The organism is Peribacillus asahii (genome assembly GCF_003570725.1).
Lineage (GTDB): Bacteria > Bacillota > Bacilli > Bacillales > DSM-1321 > Peribacillus > Peribacillus asahii.
Map to the genome: position 1 here is coordinate 1 of NZ_QWVS01000033.1, position 24449 is coordinate 24449.

Annotated in this window: 23 protein-coding genes and 1 pseudogene; 16 read left to right on the top strand and 8 right to left on the bottom strand. The window is 34.7% G+C overall.

What is annotated here, in order from left to right; all coding sequences use genetic code 11:
• Nucleotides 1–334, bottom strand: a pseudogene (locus D1953_RS15570) (DUF1259 domain-containing protein); the annotation flags it as partial.
• Between the two features lie 293 nt (nt 335–627).
• Between D1953_RS15570 and D1953_RS15575 the strand changes: the two are divergent.
• Both D1953_RS15575 and D1953_RS15580 read left to right on the top strand, forming a co-directional pair.
• The gene (locus D1953_RS15575; protein WP_119118100.1) at nt 628–990 is read left to right on the top strand and encodes a hypothetical protein; all 363 of its coding nucleotides are present in this window, start codon (nt 628–630) and stop codon (nt 988–990) included.
• A gap of 517 nt (nt 991–1507) precedes the next feature.
• Nucleotides 1508–3187, top strand: a complete 1680-nt coding sequence (locus D1953_RS15580; protein WP_119118101.1) for a putative bifunctional diguanylate cyclase/phosphodiesterase — start codon at nt 1508–1510, stop codon at nt 3185–3187.
• A 137-nt stretch (nt 3188–3324) separates the two neighbouring features.
• On the opposite strand, the gene D1953_RS15585 is transcribed toward D1953_RS15580, so the two are convergent.
• Nucleotides 3325–3597, bottom strand: a complete 273-nt coding sequence (locus D1953_RS15585) for a hypothetical protein (RefSeq protein ID WP_119118102.1) — start codon at nt 3595–3597, stop codon at nt 3325–3327.
• Nucleotides 3598–4337: 740 nt separating this feature from the next.
• Between D1953_RS15585 and D1953_RS21380 the strand changes: the two genes are divergently transcribed.
• The 6 genes from D1953_RS21380 (at nt 4338) to D1953_RS15610 (ending at nt 12937) form a co-directional block, all read left to right on the top strand.
• The gene (locus D1953_RS21380) at nt 4338–4487 is read left to right on the top strand and encodes a hypothetical protein (RefSeq protein WP_182480642.1); all 150 of its coding nucleotides are present in this window, start codon (nt 4338–4340) and stop codon (nt 4485–4487) included.
• Nucleotides 4488–4657: 170 nt separating this feature from the next.
• A complete protein-coding gene (locus D1953_RS15590; protein ID WP_119118103.1) occupies nt 4658–6454 on the top strand; it encodes a GmrSD restriction endonuclease domain-containing protein in 1797 nt (598 codons plus the stop codon).
• 165 nt (nt 6455–6619) lie between these two features.
• Nucleotides 6620–6943: a nucleoside triphosphate pyrophosphohydrolase gene (locus tag D1953_RS15595; protein ID WP_119118104.1), complete on the top strand. Its 324-nt coding sequence runs from the start codon at nt 6620–6622 to the stop codon at nt 6941–6943.
• Between the two features lie 2 nt (nt 6944–6945).
• Nucleotides 6946–9366, top strand: coding sequence for a DEAD/DEAH box helicase family protein (locus D1953_RS15600; protein WP_119118105.1), 2421 nt, complete (start codon nt 6946–6948; stop codon nt 9364–9366).
• 262 nt (nt 9367–9628) lie between these two features.
• Nucleotides 9629–9994, top strand: a complete 366-nt coding sequence (locus D1953_RS15605; protein ID WP_119118106.1) for a hypothetical protein — start codon at nt 9629–9631, stop codon at nt 9992–9994.
• Between the two features lie 132 nt (nt 9995–10126).
• On the top strand, nt 10127–12937 hold the full coding sequence (locus D1953_RS15610; protein WP_119118107.1) for a DEAD/DEAH box helicase: 2811 nt from the start codon (nt 10127–10129) through the stop codon (nt 12935–12937).
• Nucleotides 12938–12966: 29 nt separating this feature from the next.
• Here D1953_RS15610 and D1953_RS15615 read toward each other — a convergent pair whose 3' ends face one another.
• The gene (locus D1953_RS15615) at nt 12967–13362 is read right to left on the bottom strand and encodes a (deoxy)nucleoside triphosphate pyrophosphohydrolase (RefSeq protein ID WP_119118108.1); all 396 of its coding nucleotides are present in this window, start codon (nt 13360–13362) and stop codon (nt 12967–12969) included.
• 210 nt (nt 13363–13572) lie between these two features.
• On the opposite strand from D1953_RS15615, the gene D1953_RS15620 reads away from it, so the two are divergent.
• From D1953_RS15620 to D1953_RS15630, 3 genes are all read left to right on the top strand, one after another.
• Entirely contained in the window at nt 13573–14409 is an 837-nt protein-coding gene (locus D1953_RS15620) for a protein-glutamine gamma-glutamyltransferase (RefSeq protein WP_119118109.1), read from the top strand.
• Between the two features lie 96 nt (nt 14410–14505).
• Entirely contained in the window at nt 14506–15339 is an 834-nt protein-coding gene (locus D1953_RS15625) for a hypothetical protein (protein WP_119118110.1), read from the top strand.
• Between the two features lie 110 nt (nt 15340–15449).
• Entirely contained in the window at nt 15450–16139 is a 690-nt protein-coding gene (locus D1953_RS15630) for a DUF421 domain-containing protein (RefSeq protein ID WP_119118111.1), read from the top strand.
• A gap of 34 nt (nt 16140–16173) precedes the next feature.
• Here the strand turns inward: D1953_RS15630 and D1953_RS21385 are convergent, their stop codons facing one another.
• The 4 genes from D1953_RS21385 to D1953_RS15645 form a co-directional block, all read right to left on the bottom strand.
• Nucleotides 16174–16341, bottom strand: coding sequence for a hypothetical protein (locus tag D1953_RS21385; RefSeq protein ID WP_182480643.1), 168 nt, complete (start codon nt 16339–16341; stop codon nt 16174–16176).
• Nucleotides 16342–16344: 3 nt separating this feature from the next.
• The gene (locus D1953_RS15635; RefSeq protein WP_182480644.1) at nt 16345–16776 is read right to left on the bottom strand and encodes a MarR family winged helix-turn-helix transcriptional regulator; all 432 of its coding nucleotides are present in this window, start codon (nt 16774–16776) and stop codon (nt 16345–16347) included.
• Nucleotides 16777–16906: 130 nt separating this feature from the next.
• On the bottom strand, nt 16907–17842 hold the full coding sequence (locus D1953_RS15640) for a hypothetical protein (RefSeq protein ID WP_142920458.1): 936 nt from the start codon (nt 17840–17842) through the stop codon (nt 16907–16909).
• A 280-nt stretch (nt 17843–18122) separates the two neighbouring features.
• Complete coding sequence (locus D1953_RS15645) at nt 18123–18812, bottom strand: GntR family transcriptional regulator (protein ID WP_119118114.1); 690 nt, start codon at nt 18810–18812, stop codon at nt 18123–18125.
• Between the two features lie 711 nt (nt 18813–19523).
• Here D1953_RS15645 and allD point away from each other — a divergent pair.
• The 4 genes from allD (at nt 19524) to D1953_RS22230 (ending at nt 22792) form a co-directional block, all read left to right on the top strand.
• Nucleotides 19524–20534, top strand: a complete 1011-nt coding sequence (gene allD / locus D1953_RS15650; protein WP_119118115.1) for an ureidoglycolate dehydrogenase — start codon at nt 19524–19526, stop codon at nt 20532–20534.
• 257 nt (nt 20535–20791) lie between these two features.
• Complete coding sequence (gene hxlA / locus D1953_RS15655; RefSeq protein WP_119118116.1) at nt 20792–21409, top strand: 3-hexulose-6-phosphate synthase; 618 nt, start codon at nt 20792–20794, stop codon at nt 21407–21409.
• A 16-nt stretch (nt 21410–21425) separates the two neighbouring features.
• Nucleotides 21426–21974, top strand: coding sequence for a 6-phospho-3-hexuloisomerase (gene hxlB, locus D1953_RS15660; protein WP_119118117.1), 549 nt, complete (start codon nt 21426–21428; stop codon nt 21972–21974).
• A gap of 275 nt (nt 21975–22249) precedes the next feature.
• Nucleotides 22250–22792: a CBO0543 family protein gene (locus D1953_RS22230; protein WP_119118118.1), complete on the top strand. Its 543-nt coding sequence runs from the start codon at nt 22250–22252 to the stop codon at nt 22790–22792.
• Nucleotides 22793–23032: 240 nt separating this feature from the next.
• Here D1953_RS22230 and D1953_RS15670 read toward each other — a convergent pair whose 3' ends face one another.
• Nucleotides 23033–23731: a pirin family protein gene (locus D1953_RS15670; RefSeq protein ID WP_119118119.1), complete on the bottom strand. Its 699-nt coding sequence runs from the start codon at nt 23729–23731 to the stop codon at nt 23033–23035.
• Nucleotides 23732–24013: 282 nt separating this feature from the next.
• On the opposite strand from D1953_RS15670, the gene D1953_RS15675 reads away from it, so the two are divergent.
• Complete coding sequence (locus D1953_RS15675) at nt 24014–24430, top strand: PH domain-containing protein (protein ID WP_119118120.1); 417 nt, start codon at nt 24014–24016, stop codon at nt 24428–24430.
• Nucleotides 24431–24449: the final 19 nt, after the last annotated feature.

The following is a 24449-nucleotide window of genomic DNA, read 5'->3' on the forward strand; positions in this document are numbered from 1 at the left end:
ACGAAACGTAGTGGAGTAGGTGGGGGTAGTTCAACAAACAGCCAGTGATTATGCAAAGCAGTCACAATAATTCCATGCTTTCGAAGCTGACCAGGAACGGATTAATTTCTTCTTCTAATAGGACGGTCTCGCCTAAACATAAGGCCCTTCCATCTCTATCTATGTTTTCAAATGAAAAAGCTTGTGGAATGAACATAAAGGATTCGGCTTTTCTGCCTAATACTACTGGATGAATATTCGTTCTTGAACGAGTCGCTAAACAAACACCATTAACAACACTAGCGGTTGAATCGAGAATCTCCGCGAATTCTTCACAAAGATCAGATGGATTCATTCCGGAACTTTCCGTGTAAAATACATCTCCTCATCTTTATTGGTAATTCAGGTTGGAAGGGAGGGCAATTCCACCAATTAGCTGAATTGAAAAAGAATAATCCATCCTCCTAAAAACTCAAACCATATAAAGCAATGTATGTATTCAAACTTTAGAGGTATAGACCTTTACCTAATTATAGATTTTGATTCAGCAAAATTAACTAGTATAAGCCCGTATTTACTATGGATAAGCTCTTTAAAAACTAATTTTCATAAGCTGTAAAGAATAAATAGGAAGAAGAGGTGAACTTAATGCAACCTGGTCAATCGCCTTCTACATCTGTACCTTGGGAACAGTGGCATCAGCAGAACCCTCACGGTACTTGGCAACAATGGAATCAACACCATCAACAACCTCAACATCATCAACAACACCAATCACATCAACACCATCAACAATATCAACAACACCAACAACCTCAGCATCATCATCCTTACGTACCTTGGCAGCAATGGCATCAGCACCATCCTCATGGTACTTGGCAACAATGGCATCAGCAATATCAACAACCTCAGCACCATCATCCTTACGTACCTTGGCAGCAGTGGCATCAACAACACCCTCACGGTACTTGGCAACAGTGGCACCAAATGTATCCGAATAGAGAATGGTAACTGATACAGAGTAGAGGTTGAGGTGAAATACTTATCTCTTCTTTAATTAAAAGATAAACATCGTTCGAAAAGAATCAAACAGTAAAGAAGAAATGATTGGACGCTTACTCTTAGGCGACAGCAACCAAAAAAGGATTGAGTGATTTTGACCTCAATCCTTTTTTTGGTGTGTTAAAAGGAAGCTCATCTGACATATGTATTTGTTTGTTTAAATTAGAGATGTGCATTCTTTTAGTTTGTTATCTTTAAATGTTAGTTATTTTATATAGTTAATATTGTATTTATAGGTAATTTGATTTGAGTTTATAGGACTATTTACCTTATTATAGGATTAAACTCATAATTAATTTGCGGTGTACAACAAAAGATATTGTAATATATAATGGGTCAATGCAATTCTAGAAAATAGATTGCATTAGGTTTGGATTTATTCATTTAAAGGATGGCACAGTAAGTTAAGATTCATCATTTTGAGTTTAAGATAAAACGTGAAGCACCATAGAGGAGAGTCTAGTAGATGGTTCAACTATTAAGTAGCTTGACAATGTTATCAGTGCATACATATATGAAAGAGATTTTCTCAGTAGACGCGATTGCGGGCATGTTAACGAGTCTCGCTTATTTCTCGATACCTATAACTATGATAGTTTTCATGAAGAAAAGGCGAAATTTTGAGTTTAGATGGATGTTTAGTTTTTTCATATTGTTTATTATGCTATGTGGAACCGGGCACTTGATGCATGTTATCAAGTACCTGAATCCACCTAAAGCTTTCTATATAGTAGATAATATACTAAACGCATTAACTGCTGCAGTATCAATATTAACAGCTATATTACTTTGGAGAATCATTCCCAAACTACTAACAATACCAAGTCCTGCTGAATTGGAGAAAGCAAACAAAGAAATTCTTCATTTAGCTCATTATGATACGCTGACTGGTTTAGTTAATCGCAATTATTTTAATATCCTAATAGAGAAAGCTATTAGCGAAGCGAAGAAAAACCAGTATCGGTTAGCCATAGTATTTATGGATCTTGATCGATTTAAAGTAATCAATGATACATATGGACATGGAGTTGGTGATCTTCTCCTTCAACAAGTTTCTAAAAGAATCGTAAGCAGCGTTAGAGAAGGAGATATCGTCTCTAGACAAGGCGGCGATGAATTTATCTTATTACTTCGAGATATTTCCTGTGTTGAAATGGGAAAAATAATGAAGCGAATCACCCAGTCTCTATCTTCCTCTTTTATATTAGAGGGAAATGAAATTCACTGTACTCCGAGTGTAGGAATCAGTTGTTTTCCGTCGGATGGAACGGATGCGGAGACATTAATTAAGTACGCGGATCTGGCGATGTACAAAGCAAAGGAAAAAGGGAAAAATAATTATCAATTTTTCAATAGAGAAATGAATGAAGAAATTTTAAAAAAGTTAGTATTAGAAAATCAATTAAGAAAAGCAATCGAAGAACAACAATTCCAAATATATTATCAACCACTGTTAGATTTGAGAACCAATCGAATCGTATCAACGGAAGCATTAATTCGCTGGGAGCATCCGGAAAAAGGATTTATTTCCCCTGCGGATTTTATTCCTTTAGCTGAGGAAACTGGTTTAATTTTACCTATCGGTGAATGGGTTTTAAATGAAGCGTGTAAGCAAACTAGCATGTGGCGAGATCAAGGGTTTGATCTTTCGATTTCCGTTAATTTATCTAATCGACAGCTTATGAACGAAAATATTGTAGAAACGATTAAAACAGCGCTGCGTCATCACCAACTTGACCCTAAACATTTAATTTTAGAAATTACGGAAAGTATGGCCATCATAAACTTGGCAGATACGCTTCATAAACTAAAGCAGTTACGGGATTTTGGGGTACATATAGCGTTAGATGATTTTGGAACAGGATACTCTTCGCTTAGTTATTTAAGTATGCTTCCAATCACATCTGTTAAGATTGATAAATCCTTTATCGATGACATTAATAATAGAATGAAAAAGGAAATTGTCAAATCCATCACGAACATTGCCCACAGCATAGGTCTAAAAGTAGTAGCTGAAGGGGTTGAAGATGAACAACAATTTACTACCATTCGTTCTCTTGGCTTGGAAAGGGTACAAGGCTATTATTTGAGTCCGCCGCTTCCTGCAGATGAGGTGGAAGAAAAGGTTTTAGCAGTGAAAGTTTAGACAAAAGAATATTGTTGTTTTTCTAATGACGACGGGGAGATCGCATGTAGAAAAGCGGGATAAAATACGAAAGAGAACTTTTCTTTTTACTTTTGATGAGTAGAAAGGAAAGTTCTCTTCTTATATAATTCTCTTATTTAGATACATTGGAGGATATTATGCTCCTTTAAATGATTTTTTAATTTAAACATAATCGTGTTATAAGCCTCGTGCTTATAGCTGTATAAAAGAGCCGTTTTTAAATTATAGCCGTTGAAGAAGAAATCGATTTGTTTTTGTACATAGCGTGCAATTTGTTCTTGGTAAAATAACTTTCTGTATTGAATTTTCTCAATAATGTCATCTGTTAGGGAAAAGATAAAATCCAGAATGGAGGATTCCATGCTGCCACAATATTCGTTCACTGTCATAATATATACCCCCTCTTTTGTCAATGGTTTAATGTAAATTTTACCTAAAATTTACATTGGATTAATAATCAATATTATAATCTAGAGGTTATGAAGTCAATGTTTTCGGCAAGAATAGTCAATTTTAGATAAAAAACAACGCAGTTGCTTAATCTCTATAGAAAAGTGCAAGATGACTTTCTCACACCCATGATAAAGAGGAATATTATTTGCTTATTAAGAAAATATATGGTTTCTGTTAATTCGCTCCTTTAAAGTTTTTTATGCTGCAATTTTGATGACATCGTAGAAGAAAAGCCTATTAAAAGAGGGGATGTACATGTTTTTTCCTACTATATTATTAAAAGTGAATGTGGAGAAAAATATCACGTGTATGTTACTTTCACAAGATATGATCTAAAACAAATAGCGTTTAAACCGGATAACGAGATCACTTGTCTAACTTGTAAACGGTTCGTTCGTTAAGGGTGGGGTTCTCCCATCTTTCTAACTCCTTTGTTCCAACTTCTTTTTTCCCGCAATTAGTAAGTAAATGTCTTGTCTTCCTTTTTTGATACAGGAGTACCCCTATGGAGAGAAAAATTTGATTATATTGGAACTATATATTTGGTTAATGAGGTGGGAATTATGATGGGGTTGAAGTATATAAGAAGCGAGATTATAGTGAATGGTATTAGATACTGATTCTACAAGAGTGTACACAACCAAATATGTTGAAATTGGTATGACGAAGAAAGAAGGTGTTAAACACACAATGGGGAGCACCAGACGATAAAAATATCACGATTGATAGCTGGGGCATATGGGAACAGTGGATTTACTACTATGGTGAATATGATGCACAGTATTTATATTTTTCAAATGGTAAGTTAGTTTCGATTGATTTGTAGAAGAAGGTGAAGAGTGTATTTTCGAGTGATTTTACTTGGAAATGCACTTTTTTGTTTTGAATTATAAATGATTAATATTTCCTTACTGTAAGTTCTCGTGCCGTTATGATTCTTTACTTAAAATAAAGGCATAATAAAAAGTAAAATTCTTCATAAAAAGGGTGAGTGGTTTGTCGAATTATATTGTAAATAATAGTACAGTTGAATCTATTATTAGCTGGATAAAAAATAAAATGATTGCTATACCGGAAATACAGCGACCGTTTGTTTGGGATGCCACGAAGGTTAGAGATTTAATGGATTCTCTTTATAAGAACTATCCAGTGGGTTACATTATTACTTGGCAGAACCCAGATACGAAGCTTAAGGACGGCTCCATTTCTATGGGCAAAAAGATTTTAATTGATGGTCAGCAGCGTATTACAGCTGTAACAGCAGCTATAACTGGTCAAGAAGTGGTTGATTCCAATTATAAGAAAAAAAGAATTCGTATTGCTTTTAACCCCATAGAAGAGAAATTTGAGGTTACAAACCCTGCGATTTTAAAAAATCCAAAATGGATTCCGGATATTGCAGAAGTATTTTCCATAGATTTTAATTCATTTAGTTATATTAATGAATATTGCGAAAAAAATTTTGAAATAGATCAAAATGAAATGAATCGTGTTTTACAAAAGTTAATGCAAATTAAGTATAGCAGTATCGGGATGATTGAACTTTCACACGAATTAGATATTGAAACTGTAACGGAAATTTTCATTCGTATCAATTCAGCAGGTGTTGTTTTGAGTCAAGCTGACTTTGCTATGTCTAAAATTACTGTTAATGAAACTTACGATGGTCCAGTCATTCGTAAGACAATTGATTATTTTTGTCACTTGATGAAAAATCCTTCTGATTATTCCAATATTGAAAATAACGATACATCTTTTGCTTCAACGGATCATTTTCAAAAAATAAAATGGGTAAAGAATTATCATTCTTCTATTTATGAGCCAAGCTACTCTGATTTAATAAGAGTAGCATTTACCTTTAAGTTTCTCAGAGGGAAACTGTCTAATCTAGTTAGTTTATTATCAGGGCGTGATTTTGAGACACGTGAATATAAAGAGGAGATCATTACTTCTTCGTTTAAGTCTTTAAATGATGGCGTTTTGGCCTTTATAAATGAAACAAATTTTAAAAGGTTTGTGATGATTGTAAAATCAGCAGGTATTATTACACCACAACTTATCCGTTCTAAAAATGCCTTGAATTTCGCCTATACACTTTTTCTGTTATTAAGAGAAAAAGAAATAGATGGAAGTGAAATTAATCGAATTGTTCGTAAATGGCTCGTTCTATCTGTGTTAACGGAACGCTATTCAGCATCTCCTGAAACCATGTTTGAATTTGACATTCGTCGATTTAATAATGCAATCACTCCTGATGAATATCTTAAAAGTATTGAGGCTGGAGAACTTTCTGATGCGTATTGGAATAATATTTTGGTGACCAATTTAAATACTTCTGTGAAGAGCAGTCCATATTTCAATTTGTTTATAATGGCTCAAGTTTATGATAAAGATGATGCCTTTCTGTCAAAATCCATTAAAGTTAGCCACCTTATAGAAGAACGAGGTGATGTTCATCATATCTTCCCTAAAAAATACTTACAAAAAAACGGGATCAATAATCGGGGAATATATAATCAAATTGCAAATTATGTGTACACTGAACAGATTGTTAATCTTGCTATAAAGGACAAGGCACCGTCTGTTTATATGGCTCAAGTAAAACAACAGTGTGAAAATAAAGAAGGAGTAATCGGAGAAATTAAAGATCTGAATGAATTAAAATATAACATGGAAATGAACTGTATTCCAGAGTCTTTATTTACCCTCGAGTATTCGAATTACAACGCATTTTTACAAGAAAGAAGACAACTAATGGCTAATAAAATTCGCCGTTTTTATGAAAAATTATAAATTTTATAATCATGTAGTTGCCTATAAAGCAAACAGTGTCTAACGCTATTCGCTTTATAGGTGGCTGATTTTTTGGAATTTAAACTCTTTATATTATCCATATTTCTATTGTGTTTGATAGTATAAAATCAACTACAATTTTTCATTTACCAAGGAGGATCTATCATGCCAATCCACAATAAACTAGTCCGAGATCGAATTCCTGAGATTATTGAATCGGCAAGTAAAAAGTTTTCAACGCGTATTTTAAATGAAGAAGAATACATAACCGAATTAAAAAAGAAGAGTTTTGAAGAGCTGCAAGAGTATATGGAGGCGGCTAATAATAGTGATGCTATTGAGGAACTAGCAGATTTATTAGAAATTATGCATGCTTTAGCGGAATGTCATGGCTCATCAATTGAAGAAGTGGAAAGAGTACGTCAAGAGAAAGCAGCAAAGCGCGGTGGCTTTAGGGAGAAAATCTTTCTAATACAGGTTGAAGATTAAGAATGAAGGATGTTCAGTTAATTACTCGTCAGCTTGGAAAGCATATATTAGAGCATATTGAAACTGCAACTTCTATTAATATTTTAACTTCTTTTATCATGAAATCGGGGGTTCGTTATTTACATAAAGCTTTAAAAGAGGCTGCAGAGCGTGGTGTAGAAATAAAAATTTGCACGGGCGATTATTTATTTATTACACAACCGGAAGCACTAGACTTGCTTTTAAGTATTGATGACACAATTGAAATTCGTTTATGGAAAAGTAATGGAACTTCCTTTCACCCAAAGGCTTATTTATTTGAAGGCGATGAAAAGGAGTGCCTATTTGTTGGCTCTTCTAATCTTTCAAAATCAGCATTAATGAATGGTGTCGAGTGGAATATTGCAGTGAGTAATGAAAAAGAAGTGTTTAAGGAAGCGATGAATCAATTTACGAATACATTTTATGCTTCACAAACGGTTCCGTTAAATAGAGAAACATTAAAACTGTATCAACAGCGTTATGAACAGTTTCATAGAAAGACACCTAATCTTGCGCAAACTTGGACAAAGGCAGAAGAGTTAGACTTAATGCTTCCAAGTGAAAATGAGTATGTCCCAAATTCAGAAATCATCCATGATTCGAAGGCTTCATATAATGGCGTGATTAAACCGAGATTTGCTCAATTAGAAGCGTTGGAGGAATTGAACAAAACATTAGAAGAAGATTATCATAAAGCTTTAGTAGTGATGGCAACTGGCTTAGGAAAAACTTATCTTGCTGGTTTCTTTGCACAAAATTTTGATCGAATTTTGTTTATTGCACATCGTGAAGAAATATTACAACAAGCAAAAAAATCCTTTCAAATCATTATGCCTGATAGAACGTTTAGCATTTTTAACGGCAATGTGAAAGAAAATAATGGTGATGCGATTTTTGCTTCTATTTATACGCTTAGTATGAAGAAGCACTTGGAGACATTTGATTCTAAAGAGTTTGATCTTATTATTATTGATGAATTTCATCATGCAGCTGCTAATTCATATCAGAGAGTATTAGATTACTTTGATCCGAGGTTTTTATTGGGTATTACGGCAACACCAGATCGAAATGATAATAAAGATGTTTATGCTATTTGTGATGGAAACGTCGCTTTTAGAATGGACTTCCTGGAGGCTATTTCGCGAAAATGGTTATCCCCTTTTAAATACTTTGGTGTTTATGATGAAAATGATTATAGTCAAATTACTTGGCTAGGGAATCGATATGATGAAGAAGAGTTATTACAAATTCAATTGAGAGATGATCATGCAGAGAGAATCCTGCAAGTATGGATAGATAAAAAGCAAACACGAACGATTGGATTTTGTTCTTCTATTAGACAGGCAGATTTTCTTTCGAATTATTTTAATCGTAAAGGCTATAAAACGGTTAGTTTACATACAAAACAAATAGGTGTTGGAAGGAAGGCGGCGATAGATCAACTTGAAAAAGGAGAACTAGACGTTATTTTTACGGTGGATCTCTTTAATGAAGGAGTAGATATTCCAGCGGTTGATACTTTACTATTTGTGAGACCTACAGAGTCGCTTACCGTCTTCACTCAGCAAATCGGTCGGGGGTTACGATTACATGAAGGGAAGCAGCATTGTGTCATTATAGATTTGATTGGAAACTATCGAAATGCAGATATTAAAATGAGTCTATTCGATACAAAGCCTAGTAAGAAGAAAGGAAAAATCGAACCTGTGGTACCTGAATTGTGTGAGATAAATCTTGATATTCAAGCTATCAATTTATTAGAAGAGATGATGAAGAAGAAACAGCCACGGAAAGAGTATCTTGCATCAGCTTATTTTTCATTAAAACAAGAGTTAGGAAGAAGACCGTCTTATTTAGAGTTACATTTAAAAGGTGCTGTAGAATCTGTTCAGTATCGTCAAGAGTTTTCTTCATACTTTGGATTTTTGGAGCGGATAGATGAACTTACACCATTTGAGAAGGATGTCTTCAATAGATATAAACCATGGATAGAAGAAACTGAAAAAACGGGAATGGCCAAAAGCTATAAAATGGTGGTCTTATTAGCTATGCTTCAAAAAGGAAAATCTGATTGGTATAAACCAGTTACACCAACAGAAGTTGCTCCTTATTTTTATCAGTATTTAACGGAAACAGAATATCGAAAACGAATTGATTTTTCAGATAAGGCATCGAAGAAATTATGGGAATATGATGAAAAGGGTGTCAGTAAGCTGATAGCTACTATGCCAATGACGAAATGGAGCGGCAGTTCGAAAGGTTTACTATCTTTTGATAATGGTATCCTTAAACTAGAATTTGACATAGATTCTGAAGATGAAGAAGCCTTGTTTGATATGACGAAGGAAGTTTGTGAATATCGATTACATTATCATTTTGAACGTAAGGCGAAGAATATTTAAAAGGTTAGAAAAAAACCCTTCATTCTTGAGGGGGGAGGGATTTTTGTTTTACCAAAATAGGTCTTGTAGAAGGAAACTTTCTTCATGCTCCTTTTTATTAATAATTATGATATTATGGAGCTTTTTTGAAGAGATATGGATATAAACTTTGCAGGGAAATGACGTATTTCGACAAAATGTCCCATTGTCATATAATAAAATTAGATAATAGGTCTTTAGTATGGAAAAGCAGTTTCTAAGAATAGGAGAGAAGGTGAATTCTATGGATGAATTAGTTGTAAATCTAGAAGAAGTTATAGAAAATGTGAAACAATTTAATATGGATCTTGAAGAAAATACGGATATTGTTACTCAGCTTACTCAATTTAAGCATTGGTATTACATTCCCTCTTTAGATGCATTTGGGCCAAGTAAGTATATAGGATATAAGGCTATGAACACTTCGAGATATGCAAGAGGACAGAATAAAACGGGCGTAGATACGGAGAAAGTCCTTAAACAGTGGTTTATCAAATTATCATTAGAATCAGAGAGAAGTTCTATACTGCTGGATAAATTAGGTGAATTGCTAGAACTACATGACAAGAAAGTAAGAAGCAATGCATTTGTACATATTTTAAAGAATTAATTTCCTTTTGTAATTATACATTGTACGAATGTTAGGTGAGTAGTTGACTTCAGTGAGACGATTGCATATGTATTTTAACTGAAGGTGAAAATAATGGTAAAAGTTAAATAAACTTTAATTTAGGAGTACATAATGAACGTTACAAAAAAACTAATTGTTAATTCTCAAAAAGGAAATTTATTAAATGAGCTTACAAAAGCGATTGATGAGTGTGAGCAATTTTATTTTAGTGTAGCTTTTATCAATTTTAGTGGACTTCAACTATTATTAGATGCATTTAAGGGAGCAGAGAAAAAAGGGGTAAAAGGGCAAATCATTACTTCTACGTATCTCAATTTCACTGAAGGTAAAGCGCTTAAGAAAATTAAGAAATTTAATAATATTGATTTAAAGGTATTTGTTACAGATAAAGAGATTGGATTTCATACGAAAGCTTATATATTTGAATTTAAAGATTATTATAAGGTCATTATTGGTTCGTCTAATATTACACAAAGTGCTCTTAAGAGTAATATTGAATGGAATGTAGAGCTGATCACAAAGGACGACGCATTGTTTATTCAAGATGTTTTAAAGGAGTACGATTACCTTTGGAATAGTAGCGTAGAAGCGGATGATGAGTTTATTCGAAGATATGAAGAATTTATACAAAGTTTATCTGCTTTTCAACCGAAGAAACAGATGATTTATGAAAATGCAGAATATATCGTTCCGAATAGGATGCAAAAACAAGCTGTAGAAAATTTAGATCGAATTCGCTCATTTGGTGAAAAGAAAGCATTAGTTGTAGCAGCGACCGGTACAGGTAAAACGTATATGTCAGCCTTCGATGTAAAAAGCTACAATCCAAAAAGAATCCTATTTATTGTACATAGGGAAGAAATATTAAAAAAAGCCAAAGAGACCTTTGAGAAATTAATTACAAATAGAGGGCTGACATTCGGTTTGCTTACTGGCAATCATAAGCAAGGTCATGCCGATTATATATTTGGGACGATTCAAACCATATCTAAGTGCTATCTTGAATTTAAGCAAGATGAATTTGATTATTTAATTATTGATGAGGCTCATCATGCAACAAGTCCAAGCTATCAATCTGTTTTAGACTATTTTAAACCTAAGTTCACTTTGGGAATGACTGCGACTCCTGAGCGTAGTGATCATTCTAATGTCTTTGACTTATTTGATAATAATGTGGCACTAGAGGTTCGTTTACATGATGCCTTAGAGGATGATTTAGTCATACCCTTTCATTATTTTGGAATCACGGACATTGAAGGTGTTGATTTAAGTGATGTTAATATAGATGATGTAGCTGAAATTACGAAGAGATTAAAAGTCAATGAGCGCGTAGATTATATTATTAGCCAAATGAATTTTTATGGTCATGATGGGAAGAAGAGAAAAGCTTTAGGCTTCTGTGCTTCTATAGAACATGCTAAATATATGGCTGAAGAATTTAATAACCGAGGATATAAAAGTGTATGCTTATTTGGTGGAGATACAGTAGATCAACGTGCCTATTATGTAAATAAATTAGAAGATGATCAGGATGAACTACAATGTATTTTTACGGTCGATATTTTTAATGAAGGTGTAGATATTCCTTCTGTAAATACAGTGTTAATGCTAAGACCAACAAATTCTCCGATTGTATTTATTCAACAATTAGGACGAGGACTTAGAAAACATGATAGTAAGACTTTTTTAACAGTGCTTGATTTTATTGGCAACCATAATAAGACGTTTTTGATTGCTATCGCACTAAATGGAAGTAGATACTACGATAAAGAAAGCTTGAAAGTTGCTATTGCTACTAAATTTGCGAATATTCCTGGAAGTACACATATTCAAATGGATAAGATTGCTCAGGAAAGAATTTTGGAGCAAATTGATAAAGAAAACTTTAAATCATTGAAATATTTGAAGGAAGAGTACTTTGAATTTAAGAAACTGAACTCGGGAAAAATACCTTACTTTTTAATGGATTATATGAAGTATGATGGAGCTCCTGACCCTATTAAATATATTGATTTAAAGAAAACTTATTTGGAATTTGTTGCTTCAGTAGAGAAAGAGGATGCCTTGAAAAAATTACTTGAAAATGAGTTATTTGAAGGAGCACTGAAAGAACTATCAAGTAAGTTACCAATTAAACGGGTTTATGAATTTGTTATTGCTAAATATTTATTAGAACATCAGGAAATTTCTCTCACAACGGCTAGAAGCGAAATTTTGAAGATTGTTCAAGACGTTCAAGAAGATAGTGTGGTACATGCTTTTGAATGTTTAAATCAAGATTATTATGATAGCGGTCAGCTGAAACGTAATCTCAAATTATTCACCTATAGTGGTGGGAAGTTAGAGAAGACACAAGCACTCATAAATGTACTTGAGAATGAAGAGTGCAGAATGTATATCGAAGACTTATTAAATTACGGCATTTCACGTTATAAAAAAGAATTTAAAGAAAAAGACTATGGTTTACCACATTTTAAATTGTATGAGCAATATCAAATGGCAGATGCTGCTTTATTATCTAATTATCGAAAAAGTCATAGCTCCTTTAGGGGATCAGGTTTATTGTCGAACGAAAATGACTATTTCTTATTTATTGATTTGCATAAGGAAGCAGATATCAAAGAAAGCATTAATTATCAAGATGAATTCATTAATGAGCGATTCTTTCAATGGCAAAGCCCAAACAGTACAGCACAAAGTTCTGAACGAGGGAAGAATATTATATATAATAAAGATCGAAATATTAATTTACATTTGTTTATCAGAAAGTATAAACAAATTGATGGGAAAACGGAGCCTTACATTTATATCGGCAAAGGGAATACCGTGTCATTTGAAGGAGAAAAGCCCATTACAGTAAAAATAGAGTTGGAACATGAAGTACCTGCAAACTTGTATAAAGAATTTACAATCAAAGTTTAAACAAAAAATAGTCTTCTCAGAAGAGAGGACTATTTTTTTATTATTAATTCCTCGACCGCCGGAACATCCGCAGGAGCCCACTTAAGTGAACTTAAGTTTTCACGTTTCAACCAAATCAATTTGGAATGCTCTTTTGGAATAGGTGTGCCTTCTACAATTGTACATTTCATGCAAATTAACGTAATGATGAATGTATCATATTCGTGTGTATTTTCATTAAATACATCATTCGCTTTAATAGTGCATCCTAGTTCTTCGGCTATTTCTCTTTCGATAGCAGAATGAAGGTCTTCTCCTTGCTCGACTTTTCCTCCTGGAAATTCCCACATGTTAGGAAGGCTCATATTAGGCGATCTTAACGCACAAAGAATTTCATTTTCATTATTTTCAATAATAGCAGCTACTACTTTGACAGTTTTTTTCATGGAGTCCTCCTGTATAGTGTTAATGACATTATTATCATACCATTTTGTTAGTAGCTTAGAGGAAAGTTTGTAGTGAGCAACCACACTTTAAATGCTTTTGAAGTTATATAGAGATTATCGGAAATTTAGATTATAGGCGATACACATTAAAACAAATCCCCAATACACTAAATAATAAGAATGATACTTAAGGTTGAAATGAGGGATCGTATGATACACATAGCGGAGATGAATTTTCAACCAAGTAACATGTGGCCGTTTGGCAGTACTGAAAGGTTAATTGTTCAACAAATGCATGAACATCCGGTCGTTTATTCGTATCAGTCTCTCGGTGAGTTATCGTTTGAACTGAAATTACGCAAAAACATCATAGTAAGTGCAAGAGCTATGAATCAAGGTTATGCTCAGTTCCAACCCTTTTCCCATTCTCGTTGTAATCCCGAATACTGGTATTTGACAAATGCCGGCGGATTCCAACTGAAGCCTGGTGTAAGGCCATCTGATGCGATTCAAGATATTTACATCAACAGCTCGCTATATGCGTTTGAATGTGCTACAGCACAAGTCATTATCTATTACCATGCGGTGTTAAATAGTCTGGGTGAGTATGTATTTAATCGGGTATTCAAAGATCTTTATTTATACAGCTGGCATGCCGATCCTGAACTCGGAATACACCCCCTTAACACGAGTTATTTCATACCTGGAGATGTTGTTTATTTTAATAATCCGGAATTTCATCCAGAAACCCCTTGGTGGAGAGGAGAAAATGCGGTTGTTCTCGAAGATGGTGCATATTTTGCACATGGAGTAGGAATAGGGACTGCGGAACAAATGATTCAAGCGCTAAATAAAGCGAGAAGGCCAGGGAGTAAGCAATCAGCCTATTTGACAAATTTAGTTATGAGACCATCTTTTAAACATTTAGCGAAACTTTCGATGCTGCCACGAAGTTACATGGCTTATAAAATTCAACCTGTCGTCATACACCATAACGAAAGTTCGATTTCAGGAAATCGATATCTAGTCTATTGTCATTACAGGTGATTAGACATTTAAAACTCATCAGATCTAACTCATAAATATTTTCCTTCAAATGAACAATAATAAAAATAAATGTCAAAAAGTAAAACGGTGTAAAGAATGGGAAAAAAGAAAAAGCGTTTCAATAAGGACTCACTTCCTTTTTGGTTGTTAGCAGTTATTCACTTAGGTATGTTTTTGCTAGTGTTAAAGCGTAAAAAAAAGGATACGTGGACTTTACTATTATCAAATATGGGGTTTGCTTATTTATTTGAGTATGTCGTTCTCAACTTATTTCACGGTTATAGATACAAACCGTCAATTATGAAAAAGAGTGCTTTTGATTCAATCTTAGGAGCAATCTTCTCTCAAGCGATTTATGTACCAATTGCATCTACTTTTCTAACTTTACTGAACAAAAACTGGAGTTGGAAAGTCGGTTTCAGCCTTTTTTATTATTGTATTGAGCACTTATTTTTACGACTAAATATTTATAAAGTATATTGGTGGAGGCCTATATATACTTTAGTCTTATTAAATGTATATTTTAATATTAGTGATGTGTTTTACAAGGCGCTTTCAACTCAAAAAAGATGGGCAATGGTCATTGCCCATTACTTGGCTATTGAAATAGTTTGTAGTACTTTAGCGTATATTTTTGCAGTGAAACGTTATATTCGATTTGGGCGTGGATATTTCCATACGTGGACTGAACATTTTAAAATAGTACCTTTATACAGTTTGATACTCTCCTTTATTGCTCTTATTACGTCTTCAAAGGCTGGGTTGTTTTATAGAATGCTCCTGCCATTAAGCCATATTATTATCGATATAATTTGGGTGAAAATGGGTATCTTAAAAGTGAATATTAACCGATTTTTAGTTAATTGCTTTCGATACTTACCAATGACATTTGTTTCAAGACTTTTTTATAAAAAAATTTACAAAGAATAGCGAATAGTGCCCGGCACTGTTCGCTATTTTTCTGGCGGAATAAAGAGCTCTCCACAAGAACATACTATCACAAACGAACTGTCTGGATTGTTGTAAGGGGGAAGTAAGCGATGCAGCTATCCGTTGAAATCATCTTTCGAACCTTTACCGCCTTTATTTTGTTATGGATATTTGTTCATTTGCTCGGTAAACAGACGATTACTCAAAGGTCTTATCACCTTTATATCGCCTCAATCACGATGGGGACCATTGCAGGAAATCTCGCCTTCAATATTAGAATTGAATTCCCGTATTTTATCGTCGCATTCATGATTATGGGGATTATCGTGTTTATACTGAATTTTGTTGCGGTTCGAAATGCGCGATTCCGGAAATGGATTGCAGGAAAACCTACTACTTTAATTGAAAAAGGACAAATTCTCGAACAATCAATGAAACGAATGGGGTATTCAATTGATTCTTTGAAACAGGCTTTGCGGGCTAAAGATATCTTCAACATAGAAGAGGTAGAGTGCGCCATTTTAGAGACAAGTGGCGCACTCTCTGTATTAAAAAAACCTCAGTACCAACATACAACCAAGCAGGATTTAAATGTATCTCCCTCAGCAGAAACCATACCGGTAGAGCTCGTCTATAATGGGAAAATCTTATATGAGAACTTATTAAAAAACACCTACGATGAAGAATGGTTAATGGCGGAGCTTAAAAAAAGAAATCTTGCTGTTTCTGACATTTCGTATGCGGTCGTAGGGACTAAAGGGAATTTGTATATTGATTTGTTTAGGGATGAATTAAGTTAATAGCGAACAGTGACAGGCACTGTTCGCATTAGGCTTATCTATGAGTGGTCTTTTTTGCTTGTCGGTCTAACATGATTGTGATTGCCGAAGATACTAGGATACCAGTAACCAAGCATTTGTACATATCTTTAAAGATTAAGCCTAATACTACACCAATAATCACGCCTAAACTGATGATAGAGACTCGTTCACGTTGATTCATTCTTTAATCCTCCATTTTCTTTAACAATATATTTACCTTATGAAGAGCAAAGTTTAGATCTAGTTTCTCTTCATCGCTTAATTTAGCCAGGTTTTTGCTAAATCTTTGATAAAGCTCAGTCCATTTTTTCTCCTCAATTTCCTTGCCTGCAGGTGTTAACGACACTAAAACTGCCCGTTTATCCTTCGTGTCAGGCATCTTCACTACATAGCCGCCAGCTTCTAAATCACTAATGATATTCGTTAGTTGTTGCTTGGCTATATTTAAACCAGTGCTGATTTCTTTAAGGTTCAAAGCCCTTTGTTGCATATACATAAACTCAATGACATGATTCTGCATATGTGTTAACTCTACTGAGTCTTTGTTTAATTCACTAAAACTACTAAACAGATTGGGTATTAAAGCGATATACTCTTTAGCAATTTCTGCGTTCATTAACAGACCTCCTTTTAATTAGTAATTATTTTATTGCTAATTAAAAGTTGAATCAATGTTTTTTAAATAAAATAGTAATAATTTATTTACTAAATGGATGCATATTATAAATGTTTCGCTCACTAAACTTCTAAGAACAATTAGATTTTTTTCCGCTCGATGAATTAATCATCTCCATCAATTCAAAGTACCTAGCATCCCGATCTTTCTCTGGAACAGGAGAGAGGTCTTGATAGGGATCAACATAGTCTTCCCTCAGCCAATGCGGTACGATTTCTTTACTTGCTGTCTTTTTAGGCAAAGGAGATTCTTTTGTAGTCGTTGATGCAGGAGATAATTCGTTTTTCACCGCTTGTTCTAAGTACTTTTCAAATCGTGTAATTTGAGCGGCATGTTCACTTATGTTTTTTAAAACGCGTTTATAGGCAGGTAAAGAGAGTTCTTCACAATAAGCTTGATAAATGGTATGAATACTTTTCTTCCGATCTTGTTTTAATCCATAAGGAAATACGTCACGAATGATAGAGTCAATCTCATCTGTTTTAGATGTGTCAGTAGTCCTTGTTAAGGCAGCAGGTTCTTCGGTGAGTGGATGATGATGGATTTCTTTTTTTGAAGTATTCTTTGTAGGATTATTTGAAGTACTTTCTGATATTGCTTGGGTAAATGTAGCTCCCCCAGCAGGGCAAGGTGTATGGTTGGAAGGATCATCTTGACCTGTCGAAGGGGTCTCGCTTGCTTCGAGTTCGGCAACCTTTTCATAATTAATGGTGTACCATTTCGTTTTGTCTATCTTGAGTCGATTATAATTCGCAGAGAGTAAGTACCCGTTTTTCTCTAAGCTTCTAATAATTCGCTTAATCGTTTCAATAGACCAAAAGGGCAATTGCTCCTGCCAGCTTTGATATGTATTGTACACCCACGGTCGTCCATCTCGATCATGCTTGCTTTCCTTTAGCCAATAATGGATATGCTGTAGCATAATCGATTGGTTTAACCCGATTTTCGCCGCTAATCTTGGATATAAAATCACCATCTTTTTCTCATTTACTAGGTTTTTCATCATGTCTACCTCCATTTATATTTGAAAGATTTCTTTTGACCTGTCGAACAGGTTAATATGACCTGTCGTTATCTACAAAATAGCAGATGATAAAAAGTGGTTCAAAAAGGTTTTTAGGCTGAAAGCGATTCATTTTGTTGTGCAAAATGTATATTTTAGAAAAAACCCGTATATTGAATGAGTTTTCATGCTGTAAGCCCCTAAATAAAAAAGCAAATTCTCATTCGAATTTGCTTTCTCCACTTTTATATCGAAATTCATACTAGCCAGATGAAGTTTTATATTAAATTTGTTCATCAATTGGGCCGTGTAATTGTTCGTTCCAGTTCAATGTAGTATCTTCTTTTAAACTATCATTATGTTGTTGTAAGGCATTTATAAGAGCGGAGAGGTCTCGGTTTTTTAACGCCTCATACATATGATGATGGTCTTTATGCCGCTTTGAACTATTTTCAAAAAGTGTACTATATACGACTCGAGCTAGTGAGACCTGGGGATTAATTGAATTATAGATATCTTGCACCTTTTGATTCGAGGCCCATTGAACTAAAAGCTGATGGAACTTCATGTCAAGTTTAGTGTAGGTCTCGAAAGGAAATGGTTGTATTTCTAATAATGAATCCATCTCGGTAAGTAGTTGTTTCCATGTATCCATTTGCTCATCTGATACATGAGAGATAATCATACGTGCAGCCCACGTTTCAACCATGAAACGAGCATCGAGCGCTTCCATACAATCTTTATATCTCAGTTGAGTAATATAAGTTCCTTTACGCGGCAATATTTCAATTAAACTTTCATGAACTAATTGATTAATGGCCTCTTTGACTGGAGAGCGGCTTACTCCAAACTTCTCTGCTAATTTATTAATATCGAGCTTTTCACCAGGAGCAAATACTCCACTAATAATTTCTCCTCGAAGAACCCTGTATACTTGTGTTGCTAGGGCAGAGGTTTCAATTATATTATTCACAGCAGAACCTCCTGTTACTTTAATAGTTTAAGATATACCATTCTATATAAATGATCAGCAGCGTTGCAGCACATTTTGAATATTATGGTGACTTGTGGTCGAATAAATCTTCTGAGTTACTGACAAATCTCTTTGAGAAATACAAACATTCCTCTTTGATAATCCAACAAATATTTTATGTAACACTAGTAATAAATTATAGGTGACTATATTAAATGGCGTCAATTTCTTATTTGTTATGAATATGAGAAAAAATGTTAATAAAAGAATTGACTAACTATTAAGAAAAACATAACATATAAATGTAAAATGTGAAATGTTACATTTTATAGGATGGGTTTAGAAGGGATTAATTGTGCATCTAGTTTTAAAGACAGAGGTTCTTTTAATAAATAAAGATTACGTAATTACTTTAACTAAATTAATAGATGAAAAATAATTAGCTTAAAGTAAAAGGGAACAATTCTTCGTTTTCTCCATCTATATCCTAGTTTTAGCAACTATCAAACAATCTATTTAAAAAGATAGGATGCCTTTTATCATAGGTCTAATTCGAAAGATAGAGGTAAGAAACTTGTTAGTTTATTGGGAATTTCAGGTGGTTGGTTTGACCAATCTGTTAGATGCTGCAATTACTGATAGCTTATCAGAAAGATAAATAGAAGAATCATTACGAAAACAGCATAAAACTTAGAATAAGGGGATGTTAGAATGACGACAGTAACAATACAAGCAGAAGAAGCTAAACAATTAGTTATTAAGAAACTAGTAGAAGCAGGGTTAAATGAGGGGCACGCAGAGAAAGTCGCGGAGGTTTTGGTCCATGCGGATCTTAGGAATGTGAATTCCCATGGTGTATTGCGAACAGAGCATTATGTAAATCGTTTACAAGCTGGCGGAATTAACCCGGATGCACAAATTTCCTTTCAGTCGACCGGACCTGTAACAGGGATTGTTGACGGGGATGATGGATTTGGACACGTTATCGGGGATATTGCCATGGATCATGCGATCGAAATGGCCCGCAACAATGGAGTGGGTATGGTAACGGTTATGAATAGCAGCCATTGCGGAGCTTTAAGCTATTTTGTTCAAAAAGCTGCAGATGCGAAGCTAATCGGGGTGGCGATGTCACACACTGATAAAATCGTTGTTCCATTTGGAGGAAAGACATCGTTTCTTGGAACCAATCCTATTGCTTATGGAGTGCCTGCAAAAACAAAGAAACCATTGATCCTTGACATGGCTACATCCAATGTAGCACTGGGTAAAATCCTTCAGGCACGTGAAGAAGGAAAGGAAATTCCAGAAGGGTGGGGAGTCGATGAAACTGGCGCTTCTGTTACGGATCCAAACAAAGTCGTTGCGCTCTCTACTTTTGGAGGTCCAAAAGGTTACGGTTTATCTGTAATTGTTGATGTTTTCTCAGGATTATTAGCAGGTGCGGCATTCGGTCCACACATTGGAAAAATGTATGATGATCTTGATAAAAAACGAAAGCTCGGCCACTATTTCTGTGTCATTAATCCTTCCTTCTTTACGGATATAGATCTGTTTTTGGAGCAAATGGACCGAATGATGGAAGAACTTCAGCAAGTTCCGCCAGCTCCAGGGGTTGATCGCGTATATGTACCGGGAGAGATTGAGCAGCTGCATGAAGCAAGAAACCTTGAACAAGGTATCACAATTGCATCAAGTGTGTATGAATTTTTACGTATGTAAAGCCGATGAGCTTGTCACTCAAGAAGTAGAAATACCTCAGATTGTTATCAGTTATGATGAAGAGCGTAATGCTTCTCGTAAAGCTGACTAACATGTGAGCGAAACTTTGTCTGTTTGTGGTATACATGAAGATGGCAGGCTGAGGGAATTCGTCTTTTGCTTCCTTCAGTTTGCCCTATGTAAAAGACTTATGAATAGTCAATGAAACGCATTGTTTGATCAACCGAATTATTAAATGGGTTTGGAGGAGTGGTATAGTGGAAATTCAGCTTGCCTTGGATCGCTTATCAATTGAGGAAGCCATTCGGATTACACGAGAGGCAGAAAAATCAATTGATCTAATCGAAGTCGGAACATCATTAATCAAAGAGTTTGGTATGGAAGCTGTATCAAAGATACGAGAGGCCTTTCCTAATAAAACAATTGTCGGGGATATAAAAACAATAGATAATGCGATATATGAATTTGATCTTTGCTTCAACGCGGGCGGTGACATTGCGACTGTAATGGGAGTATCGTCCATTCATACAATTGATGCATGTTTAAATACAGCAGCTAAACATGGCAAGAAAGCAATGATTGATTTATTAAATACAACGATTGAGCAAAGGGTTTCCCTGTTTCAATATAAAGAGGCAATTTTTTGTGAGCATATCAGCAAAGACGAACAAGAAATGGCAGGGAGAAACAACATGGATAAGGTAAGCTTTGTTCCTTCGCTGGAATGGGCTGTGGCAGGTGGTATTACGATAGATTCAATTGAGAACATGATAGAATCAGAATCACGTCCTCATATTGTCATTATTGGATCAGCCATCACGAAAGCAGATCACCCTGGAAAGATAGCAGCAGCATTTAAAGAAATAATCGGATAAGGGAGGTAGAAAAGCGATGAATCAATTAGAAACGATACTATCGGAGATTTCGATTGTTATGAAAAAAATAAACGTTCAGGACATTGAAGCGTTAGCTCTTCTCTTACAGGAAGGGAGACGGATTTTTGTCATAGGTGAGGGACGTTCGGGATTCATGGCCAAATCCTTTGCGATGCGCTTAATGCATTTGGGTGCTGACGTATATGTCATAGGTGAGACTATTACACCTTCTATTTCAGAAGGAGATATTCTAGTGGCTGTTTCTGGTTCCGGAACAACCCAAAATGTCGTGTGGACGACAGAAAAGGCAAAATCGATTGGATGTCACATTATTGCGGTCACTACGGACACTGAATCTCCTTTAGCCTCCTATGCATCCCTTATCATCCATGTTCCAGCAGCTACAAAATACCGAAAAGCAGGGGAACATACAACGATTCAGCCACTCGGATCATTATTCGATCAATGCACTCACATCCTGTTCGATGGAATTTGTCTTGAATATGCTGCCAGAAAACAAGTCAGCCACGAACAAGCTTTTCAAAAGCACAGTAATATGGAATAGAGAAAAGTGGATATATTCTCTCACAATCGGCAGACTGCATCTGTTGACATTGCCCCAACTGATGTTTGTAATGGAGAAATTCAGAGTTTAAATTTCACAATCAGTCGATTTTGCTGAACAAGAATACATAATCAAAGTCGAATTTTAACAAAGAAGACTTTTAAAAGTTTAAATATGGATGAATTTGAATTAAACCCCTAAACAAAGGAAACTATATAAACTAATAGCAATGGTTATATACATAATCAGGGGAGGCTATAAGAGTTAAATTTGGGGTGAAAGGTTTGGGATTTTTAAACTATTTAACAATAATTTTTGAATGTATAGTATTAATCGTAGCTTGGCGTTTCAGCGATTGGAGAAATTGGAAAAAATATTATTCAACCGTGCTTTTTGTAATGACATTGAGTGTGGTTGTTAGCCTTCTAACGTACAATAAATCATTATGGTATTTTGCTGGGACGTCATTTCTTCCTAATCATACACTTACTGATTTATTTATGGTTTATCTTTATTATCCCCCATTGATTTTAATATATCTCTCACACTATCCTTTCAAAAAACGTTTAATTAATCAAATAAGCTATATATTACTATGGACATTGATGTGGGCAGCAGCAGAAGTACTTTACGTACTTGTAGGATTAAATACACATCATAATGGTTGGACCATTGGGTGGTCAACTTTTATTTGGTTTTGTATGTTCAGTGGCATAAGGCTCCATTTTACTAGACCATTGTTAACGTGGTTGTTATGCTTTCTACTTACTGTTTTTATGATTATATATTTCAATATCCCGATTACTGAATTGAAGTAAAATAAGTCGATTCTCTTAGTTATGCAGTTTCAAACTAAAAATGAATTTCCTAACTATTGTTATTAAACAACCGGGCGCAATTATTGAATAAAACTTAGATTTCCAAATGACTTTATTGTTATAGTTTTTAGTGTAGTGAAGTATTTTACATCAAAGATTAAATAAGCATAACTCCTTTCTACATGTAGAGCGGGGTTATGCTTGTTTGATTTTAAAAATTAAATAACTTTTTCATTACGACTATAGTTTTACCATTTCAATAACTAATACATGTGAAGTGTCATTTGCTTTAATGTGAATATCTTCTTCAACGATTTCCAAAGCATCTCTAGCGTTTAACGTTAAATCATTAATAGTTGAACTGCCTTCGATTTGAACGAGATACGCTTGTCTGCCTTCTTTGACAGGGAAGCTGATTTCTTTACCTGGGTCAAGTTCTAGAGCGTAAAGGTTAGCGTCTTGATTAATTTGAATCGGTGCAGAACCTTCTTTACCCGATACCATATGAAGCCACTTGTTATGTCTTGCTTCCATATCAAATCGAAAATCGCCATAGTGAGGAGTATGGCCCGCTCGATCGGGAATAATCCAAATTTGCAGCATTCTTAATGTGTTGTCACCCATATTATGCTCGCTATGATACACGCCTGTTCCAGCACTCATATATTGAACTTGTCCGCGAGTGATTGTACTTTTGTTGCCCATGCTGTCTTGGTGAGTCAGCTCGCCATCTACAACATAAGAAATAATCTCCATATCTTGATGAGGATGCATATTGAATCCTGTTTGAGCAGCGATTAAATCGTCGTTAATCACTCGCAAAGCGCCGAAGTGGATGTTTTCTGGATTATAGTACTCGGCAAAAGAGAAGTGGAATAAGCTTTGCAGCCAACCGAGATTGCTTCTGCCCATATTGTTGTGGTCTAGTTTTCTTAGCATCGTAAAACTTCCTTTTATATTTTATTTAAGTATCTTTAATTCGAGATAAATTATATACCTTATTTTAGTACAGGTCAATTAAAGATAGTATGTGCAGTTTGTGAATAGTTATTTCCTGTATTTGTACAATTAGGTATAATTTATAGTGTAGATAAGTTCATCAAAAGCTGGCGGAAAGATTGGAAATAGAACGTTAATATGTTTAAGGGAGCTGAAAAGCTCTTTTTTGTTAAGGTTATAAAGAGTTTGAGAAATGTGTATATGCAGTGTAGAGGTGATGCTATGGAATTTTCGTCAAAAAAAGATATGTGGATGCGAATGATTATTTGGGCTTTAATCGGAGTGTTTATTTGGATTTTCTATGAATCAACATTTATTGAATTTAATCTTGTGGGAATCATTGTAATGACAATAATGATTGGGCTGTTGCTATCGATTTGGTTTTGGACACGTTACAAAATTGAACAAGGTATACTAAAGATTTCCTATGGACCGATAAAAAAGAGTATTGCTATCCAAGATATTCAATCGATTCGTCTAACAGTCAATCCATTTACCGCTCCAGCCCTTTCGATGTATAAAATTGAAATTAATTATCGGAAGTATAAGACCATTTCTATTTCTCCTATCAATCAAGAACGATTTATAAAAGAATTGCAAAAGCTGAATCCTAAAATTCGAATTATGGGTAACGAATAGAGCCTTGCTTCTAGAAAGA